The sequence below is a fragment of the Nocardiopsis sp. NPDC006832 genome (assembly GCF_040635885.1).
Classification (GTDB): domain Bacteria; phylum Actinomycetota; class Actinomycetes; order Streptosporangiales; family Streptosporangiaceae; genus Nocardiopsis.
In genome coordinates, this window is record NZ_JBEYLC010000008.1 from 136632 (window position 1) to 144690 (window position 8059).

At 65.8% G+C, this 8059-nt stretch carries 8 protein-coding genes; 5 read left to right on the forward strand and 3 right to left on the reverse strand.

What is annotated here, in order from left to right; translation table 11 throughout:
• Positions 1-46: 46 nt before the first annotated feature.
• The 3 genes from ABZ717_RS06465 to ABZ717_RS06475 all read right to left on the reverse strand — a co-directional run bounded on the left by ABZ717_RS06465 (position 47) and on the right by ABZ717_RS06475 (position 1718).
• Positions 47-661 carry a DUF6879 family protein gene (locus ABZ717_RS06465; protein WP_358506545.1) on the reverse strand — a complete coding sequence of 205 codons (615 nt, stop codon included), beginning with the start codon at positions 659-661 and terminating at the stop codon, positions 47-49.
• Positions 654-926 (reverse strand): hypothetical protein, encoded by a 273-nt coding sequence (locus tag ABZ717_RS06470; protein ID WP_358506548.1) that lies wholly within the window; start codon positions 924-926, stop codon positions 654-656. Before ABZ717_RS06470 ends, ABZ717_RS06465 begins: the two co-directional genes overlap by 8 nt.
• Before the next feature lie 465 nt (positions 927-1391).
• The gene (locus ABZ717_RS06475) at positions 1392-1718 is read right to left on the reverse strand and encodes a hypothetical protein (protein ID WP_358506550.1); all 327 of its coding nucleotides are present in this window, start codon (positions 1716-1718) and stop codon (positions 1392-1394) included.
• 231 nt (positions 1719-1949) lie between these two features.
• Between ABZ717_RS06475 and ABZ717_RS06480 the strand changes: the two genes are divergently transcribed.
• The 5 genes from ABZ717_RS06480 to ABZ717_RS06500 form a co-directional block, all read left to right on the forward strand.
• Positions 1950-2876, forward strand: a complete 927-nt coding sequence (locus ABZ717_RS06480) for a DUF1963 domain-containing protein (RefSeq protein ID WP_358506553.1) — start codon at positions 1950-1952, stop codon at positions 2874-2876.
• Positions 2877-3259: 383 nt separating this feature from the next.
• A complete protein-coding gene (locus ABZ717_RS06485; protein ID WP_358506556.1) occupies positions 3260-4381 on the forward strand; it encodes a DNA-binding protein in 1122 nt (373 codons plus the stop codon).
• Between the two features lie 325 nt (positions 4382-4706).
• Positions 4707-5132, forward strand: a complete 426-nt coding sequence (locus ABZ717_RS06490) for a 3'-5' exonuclease (RefSeq protein ID WP_358506559.1) — start codon at positions 4707-4709, stop codon at positions 5130-5132.
• A 1290-nt stretch (positions 5133-6422) separates the two neighbouring features.
• Entirely contained in the window at positions 6423-7280 is an 858-nt protein-coding gene (locus ABZ717_RS06495; RefSeq protein WP_358506562.1) for an isocitrate lyase/phosphoenolpyruvate mutase family protein, read from the forward strand.
• A gap of 14 nt (positions 7281-7294) precedes the next feature.
• A partial coding sequence (locus ABZ717_RS06500) for a hypothetical protein (protein WP_358506565.1) occupies positions 7295-8059 on the forward strand: 765 nt, incomplete at its 3' end.

The window sequence follows — 8059 nt, forward strand, 5'->3', positions numbered from 1 at the left end:
GCTCGATCGAGTGGCCCCGCCGGGCTCTTCCTCGGGTTCGGGGGCTCTAGGGCCGACCACAGCGGAGTTCCGCCTCGGTCACTTCACGAGGGAAGTAGCGCGTCAGGTCCTCACCGATTCCGTGCAACGCGGCGATCTCCTCTCGACACCGCGTGGCTATGGCGGGATCGGTGAATCGCGTCCCACCTTCGAGAACGCCTCGGGCGTCATAGAGGATCCGGTAGGCGACGGTGTCTCCCAGGGTGACGACTTCCGGAACCCGGCCGTTTCGCTCCAGCGCCGCGAGGGGTTCGGGGGAGATGACGCGGACGTCCTCCCCGCATTGGGCCCGCAGGTGGAGGGAGTGCAGTTCCCACAGGAGGTAGGTGGTGAAGGGCTTCTCCACGATGCGGATCCGCCGGAGCGTGCACCCCTGAGCGGCGAGTGCCGCGAACGATTTCCGAAGGGAGGGACGGTTCTTCTCCAGAAGCCGGAGTGACTCTTCAAGGCGTCCATCGCGGAACGCCATCCAGCTTTCACTTTCCGGCTGGTGAAAGTCTTGCCGGCGTTCGACCTTCCAGACATCGGTGTTCCTGAGCGAGGACATCCGAGCGTCGAATTCATCGAGATAGGGATCGAGCGCCAGACGAACACCAGGGAGACCTTCGATGGTGTCAAGCATCGGGAATGTCCGCTTTCGCTGAGGTCAGAGTATTGCGGGGGATGATGACGAGTCGTTCGTCCTCGGCGATGGCGGCGCCAGGGGGAAGCCGTCGCGCGTAGGCCTCGGTCAGATCGCGTCCGATCACGGCGATGTCGCCGTTGTCGAGCTCCCAGATGTCGGGGCATCCGCTGGCCCGGTCCGTGTTGCCCAGCTCGGCGGGTGACCTGCCGAGCCTCCGCTTCATGGTCGCGGTGGGGTCCGCTTCCCAGGGGCGAGGCGTCATCGTGGGATCCCTCCACGCACCTTTTCGGGGGCGGGTGCGTGCAGGGAGGCTAACACGAATTCACGTAAATTTACAGTTGCTTATTATGGCATTGCGGGCTGAATAGGGGCGCTGTGCCCCGGGTTGGGCCTGTGTTGGAAGTGCGTCCTGAAGTTTCCTGGTTCCAGGTGGAAGATCTGGGTTTATTCGTGCATCACGCGAACATGAAAATGCGCGTGCATTGTATTTGGTGTGACAGGGTTCCATTCGAAGTTCGTCACCCGTGGGTCCACGGAACCAGAGGCCGACCGTTGCGTCGGGTGGGGCCTACCGAGGTGCCTCGAAGCTTCCGGACGGGGCCTGAGCCCCGGTGGTGCGGCATCGCGGTCAACGATCGTGGCGTGTACGCACCCACCCCGGACCGCGAACGGTGGTTCGCCATCTGCGGCCGGCGGCGGGTGGCGAGCGGTGAAGTTCCGGCGCTGGTCAGTCCCAATGGTTGAAGAGCGCCTCACCGAGGCTTTCGGGCCGCCAGTACTTGATGTCGCTCGTCAGGACCTCAGGCCAGGCCGTGGCGTCGAACGGACCGTTCAGTTCCTCCGGGGTCAGCACCCGAAACCCCGACATCTTCGCCAGGGCGGCCGTCAGAGCGGGAGTGTGGACGAACATCAGCGGGCCCGACTCCACGAAGCCGGCGGCGAAGTCGGTGATTCGAGGCTCTGCTGCGGCCAGTAGCGCCGAATCACGTGTGCAGGCCACGGCGACCGTGCGGTCGTGGTAGGCGATGAGCCCTTGGTGGAAATTGGGTGTCACCCCGTCGGCGATTCGGAATCCGACCACCCTGCCGCCCGTGCGACGGGCAGCCGTATGACAGGCATACCGGAAATCACGGAGGTCCACCATTCGGCGATGGTATCCACTTCGCCGTATCGCTGTTGGTCGCCATGATGAGAGAGGATGATCCTCATCGGGAAACGCCACAATGCGTACAAGATCCGGATGCGAGCCTGGCCGGACGCGGAATAGGCGCTGCGGGTGGTGGTCGTGCCCACCACCCCCTCGCCGGCACAGCCGGGTTGGAAAGGGTCTATCTTCTCGGGCATGGATCATCAGGGAGACTTTCGTCGGGTAGCGCTTGAGTCGGGCATCCCGGACGACGAGATCGACAGGTTCAGCCGGCACCTTCATTTGGCGATCGGGTTGGTCAGGTGTGGCGAGGGTTCCCCGGTCGGGCACATCGGTGGGGCGCCCCGGCTGCCGGTGGGCATGGAGTGGCCGTCCGCCGGGGACATTCCGTTACCGATGCTCCTCTCCGTCGATTGTGGGGCGCTGCCGAGGATCGACGGCTTCGACCTGCCGGCGGACGGGACGCTGCTCTTCTTCGTTCACAAAGAGATGGACTGCGACGAATCGCGGGCCGATCCGGGACAGTACGCACGAGTCGTGTACGTGCCGGACGGCACCGAAACCGCGGTCGCGGAACCCCCCGACGCAGCGTGTGTCGGCGAGCGGATCGACGTCCGCGCCGAACTCAGAGCCGATCTACCCCTTTGGCTGGAGGAGGGCGACGAGGACGAGGACTGGCACGAGTTCTGGGAGGATCTCGAATGGGACGACATGTCATCCTTCCAGCAGCGGTTGGCCCGGTACATGGAGCGTGAACTGCCGCACCTGGACGAACTTCGGTCTCTGGCCTACGGCCTCTGGTCGTCCGACGCCTACCTCGTCATCGGTGGGTACGCCGATGACGAGGCGACGGTCGGCAGCATCATGGCGAAGACCCTCGCCAATGGAGAGTGGTTTTCCTATCTCGACGAGGACGCGTTCCGGCTGGCGAGCGAATGGATACCGCTCGCCCAGGAAGGGCGGGTCTACGCGGAGTACTACACGAAATTCATGATCCGCCACGACGACCTGGCCGCCGCTCGGTGGGACAAGGCACTGACCGCGACCATTTTCAATGCCCCGTGACCAGGTTCGACGCACCTCTACCCGGATGGCCGGCGAAGGCTGTTCGCGAAGGCCGTGTTCCGTGCCGGGTTCGATGAGCAATGACCGGTCCGCCTCCGGCCGGGGTGGTAGATGTTCACACGACGCCCCCATGGCCGCGACCACATGATCGATGTGCTCGGTATCGGTGGACTCCACGGTCGGCCGCGGCCCCGCCATCGACAGGTCGATACTCATGTCACCTTCCAGAACCTCGGTATCCGTGGCGCTGAAGAGAAGACTCGATCCTGTTGAGAGCGCCGGTTCCAGACTCTCCGGTGGCTCCAGGGCTTCGCCGGTGACGGGTACGGACGAACACGGACGCTTGCGAGCATCACCTCATCGGCGTGGGGGAGGACCGGATCATGACTTCACCGCGAACCCCTCACCCGGAATGGGCGAGGGCCCTGCACCGGGCACGTGTGGAAGCAGGATGGGACGTGCACCGCCTGGCCGTGGAGATGGTGCGCGCCGCCAGAACCGAGGCCACGGCCACCACCGAGTCCCTGGCACGACGCATCCGAGAGTGGGAAGCAGGGCGGAACGCCATTCGCGAGCGCTACCGACCGCTGTTGGCCCGTGTCTTTCACCTGGGTCCGGAGATATTCGCCGAACGGCCCGTGGGTGGTACCGACACCACACGGGTGCGGTCGGTCACCAAGGGGCTCATCGCTCTCGACGAGCTGACCGGGGGCACGGACCTGTTGCCCATGGCGGTGCGCAACGCGCGTTCGTCCCATCAGGCCGCCCTGGTCGGTGATGACAAGGAGATGGCGTCGGCGGCCGCGGAGGCCTTACAGGTCGCGGGATGGCTGGCCTTCGACGCCGATGACCACCTGTTGGCCAGACGGTTGACCAGTGCTTCGGTCCTGACCTCCCGCGCGGGCGGTGACCGCTTCGCGGAACTGTTCGCCTTGGCGCAGCTGGCCATGCAGGATGCTCACGAGTATCGCCCCGATCAGGCGCGCACCGTGTGTGAGCACGTCTTGAAACAGGACGTGTCGCCTCGGATCCGTGGGTTGTTCGAGCTGAGGCTGGCACGGGCCCAAGGCCAGGAGGGGACACCCGTCCGGGCCAGGGAGACCTTGAACCGGGCGCGTGCACGGTTGCGGGGAGAGGACCGGGACCGTGATCCGCCGTGGACGTGGTGGATCACCGACGCGGAGCTCTCCTGGCATGAAGCCATGATCCACGTCGACAACGAGGACTGGGGCGCTGCCGTGGAACTGTTCGAGAGCGCACTTGGGGGCCGTCCACCCGGCTACGAACGGGGCGTGCTCAACGACGCCGCGCACCTGGCGCACGCCCTGACCCGGGTGGGAGCCTGGCCGGACGCGGAACAGGTACTGCGGGTGGCGGTCGTGCCCGCGGTGGGGCGGGTGCGTTCGGGCAGGGCGCACGCGCTGTTGCTTCGAACGGGTGCTGAGGTGAGCGCAGACTCGGGACCACTCGCGCTTCGGGAACTTCTCGCCCAGGCCACGACGTAGAGGTTTTCGGTGGTGGAGAAACGGCTGGTGGCGAGGGGGTGATGTTCTGCTTGGTGGTGCGGGCGGAACCCCCCGGTGAGGGCAGGGGATGGGTGAGGGTGGCTCCCGATGGGGGCTCGTTGGAGAGGGCGGGGTCCGCAGGGAGTGGAGTGGGGCGGGCGATCCCCGGTGGGAAAGAGGCACGGAGCGGGGTGGCCGACAGGGTTGTTCCTGTCGGCCACCCCGGGGTGTGTGTCGGTGTCGGGCCGGGTCAGGACTGAGGGGCTCGGGCGGTGGTGAGGAAGGCGTCCCACTCGGAGGAGGAGAAGGGGAGGAGGTCGACGAGGTGCAGTTCACCCTGAACAAGGCCGGGGTGCGCGCCGCCAAACTCGGCAAGGAGGGTCCGCCGTCCGGGTTCGAACAGGCGGTGCACGTGGGCACCCTGCACCGGTTCAAGGGGCTGGAATACCAGCACGTGGCCATCGCGGGGGTGAGCGAGGGGCTGGTGCCCCGCGCCGACCTGGAACGGCTGCGCGAGAGCGACCCGGCCCGGTACCGGCAGGAGGTGCAAAAGGCGCGGTCCACGCTGTTCGTGGCGGCCACCCGTGCGCGGGACTCCCTGGTGGTGTCCTGGCACGCCGACCCGAGCCCGCTGCTCCCCGAGAGGGCGGTGCGCGGGCCAGAGCCCCACGACGAGACCACGGCCGACGTCGTGGAGGGCGGTGGGTTCGAGGACGGCGGCCTCTTCAGGCCGCCAGGGGCGCTGCTGTAGGGAGTCCTTCGTAGAGGTCGATCCACGCCCCGGGCCGTGGGGCCTGGATCGGCCTTCCACTGAATGGCCGGGGATCGGGCTCTCCCGGCGCGGGTGCCGAAGTCGCGGAGTTCCTCCTGCTCGGAAGACCTCGTGCGTGTGCCGGACCAAGGCATCGGGCGGGGGAGGGCCCCTAACCTCGGGAACGGTCGCCTCCCGGCCCTTCAACGCGCGGTACTCCTCGGTGTCGGGAAAGTCCGCCCCCCGATTCGGAGAGGCCGACGGACGACCCGGGTCGAAGAGCCCGCGTGTGTCCGAGCGGAGTAGCGGGCCGCTGCCGAGACGGTGCGGCCACTTGCGGCCACCGGGTGGGCGCGCGGCCTCCAGCGCCGGGTGGAGGCCCGGTGGATCGATGGCACATCGGTCGTCGTGGGCGTCCGGCGACGCGAGCTTGAGCGCGCCCCGCCCTCATCGACGACAAGAGGGGGGCGGCCCCACCGGACGGCGGTCCCCGATGTTCCCAGGCCGGCGCCACGGCGTTCTCCTCCTCGGCGAGGATCTCCGAGGGCGGGCGGCGCGGGGCACGTTCGAGGGTGGGCCCGAGGTGGTCGACGAGCTCGTGTTCGGTTCCTGGCGTGGACCCGGTAAACCGTCCGGATCGAAAATGTTGTTTTGGGGTATTTGTGGCTGGAGATGATCCCGGTTCACGTCAAATCTCGCCGAAAGAGTGTGACCACATACGGCCAATCGCAGGTTCAGGCCCCCGGATCTGTGTCGGATATGAAATCGTGTCCACCGAACCGGTCACTATTATGCTCGTCCAGGCCGTCAGCATCCACCGGCTCAAGCCATGGCCAGGACGTACAACCTGAAGGACCGGTATCGGGGATGGCTGCTATCGGGGGACAAGCGCATCGCAAATCATGACAACAGCATGTAGGACCGACATAAAGGTTTACTCGTACTGTCCGGGCGCTCTGCTCCGATGCCCGCCTTGGCCAGGGGTAATGGACCAGGGTCCTGTCTTAGGGGAGGAGGAGGCTCTGGGGCGCCAGGGGATGAATTTAATCTGTTGACGCCGCAAGAAGCCTCATATAACGTCAGGCCGAGCATTCGGCGAGGGGGATCGAGCACGACATCATGGATGTGCTATTGGCGTTCCGTGATTTCGGGATCATCGTATGAACTCTGAGCCATCCGTGTCGAAACATTCAGAGTGTCTCGATATTCAGTGATGCTCGAAATAAGCATCAGAATGTCAGTTCGCACTCTGATGAATCTCTATTGGGTAGAGGCAGTAAAGGCGCAGCCATGGTAGCCGATCGATTCGATGTCACCAGCACCGAGCCCGCACAACGGAGCAAGGCAGAGGCCTTCGCTCGACTCCACGGCGAGGACGGACCCTTCGTCATCCCCAACCCCTGGGATGCCGGAACCGCAAGGATCCTGCAAGTCTTGGGGTTCGATGCCCTGGCCACCACCAGTGGCGGTCTCGCGGCGGTCCTCGGCAAATCCGACCGTAATACCGAGGTGACTCGCGACGACACCCTCGCCAACGCGACGCAGATCGCCGCGGCGACGCCGCTGCCGGTCTCGGTCGATCTGGAAGACGGCTTCGGCCCGACCCCGCGGGACGTCGCCGAAACCATCACGCTCACCGCGTCGACCGGTGCGGTAGGAGGCTCCATCGAAGACTTCACAGGTCGTAGAGAAGACCCTGTTCGGCCATTCGATGAGTCCGTCGAACGTGTCGCGGCAGCGGTCGAAGCCGCTCGCGGACTCGAATTCCCTTTCATGGTCACCGCGCGTGCCGAGAATTTCCTCTATGGACGGAATGACCTCGACGACACCGTCGCAAGGCTGCGGGCCTTCGCCGAAGTCGGCGCCGATGTCGTCTACGCCCCGGCCCTGCCTGACGCCGAATCCATCCGACGCGTGTGCGAGGCCGTCGATCGACCCGTCAACGTCCTTCTCGGGGCGGGCCAGGGGTTGACCGTATCCGAACTGTTCGACCTCGGTGTCCGACGCGTCTCGCTCGGATCCTCGCTTTCACGCGTCGCGCTGGGCGCGTTCAAACGCGCGGCCACCGAACTCCTGGAACACGGCACCCACGAGTTCAATCATGACGCGCTCACGATGGCCGACATGCGTGAATTAATGGGCAAATAGGAGATAAGGGGATAATGGCGTACCTGAGTTCCCCCCAGTATGTCTTGGGGGAGATCACCGAGCCCTACGACGCCATCAAGGGCTGGCGCGAGCGCGTCGAAGACCTCCAGATGACACCGGCCCCCGAGATCTGGGGCTGGGGCCGGATCCGTCGTACCGAACACGAGATCTCCGACCTGGCTGTGGCCTCCGGTCGCGCCACGATCGAACGCGCCGGAATCGAAGCCGACGAAATCGACGAGCTCTACCTCTGTTCGACCGCGTTCCCGACCTCGCTCGAATCCCAGGCCGACCTCGTGGCCCGAGTCGTGCGTGGTCTGGGTCTGCGTCGGGCCTCCGTCACCGGTATCGGTCTCACTCGATGCGCGAACCTGCTGATGGCACTGCGCGCGGCTTGCGCCGCCGTGGACTCCGGCCAGGCCCGGACCGCCCTCGTCATCACCACGGACCGGATCGAGTACGAACCCCACCGGATCGAAGACTTCGCGCTGTTCTCCGATGGCGCTGCGAGTTGCGTCGTCACCGCCGACGAGCCCGGCGATGGTTTTCGCTTCGGTGCCGCAGCCGCCGCCCAGGACTTCACCGCGGCCGAACCGTCGAGGCGGATCTCGGCCGACCTCGCCGCCGAGGTCAACGAACGCCTGCGTCGTGCCACCGGCGTCGAACCGGGTGACGTCGACCGCCTCCTCCACAACAACCTCTACCTCCCGATCGTGTCCCTGAAGGAGTTGCAGGCGGGCTTCGCCCCGGAACAGCTGTACCTCGACAACGTCACCCGA

Excerpts from the sequence above, each read along its gene's own strand:
- ABZ717_RS06465 (WP_358506545.1), bottom strand. The coding sequence starts at position 661 with ATGCTTGACACCATCGAAGGTCTCCCTGGTGTTCGTCTGGCGCTCGAT.
- ABZ717_RS06470 (WP_358506548.1), bottom strand. The coding sequence starts at position 926 with ATGACGCCTCGCCCCTGGGAAGCGGACCCCACCGCGACCATGAAGCGG.
- ABZ717_RS06485 (WP_358506556.1), top strand. The coding sequence starts at position 3,260 with ATGACTTCACCGCGAACCCCTCACCCGGAATGGGCGAGGGCCCTGCAC.
- ABZ717_RS06495 (WP_358506562.1), top strand. The coding sequence starts at position 6,423 with ATGGTAGCCGATCGATTCGATGTCACCAGCACCGAGCCCGCACAACGG.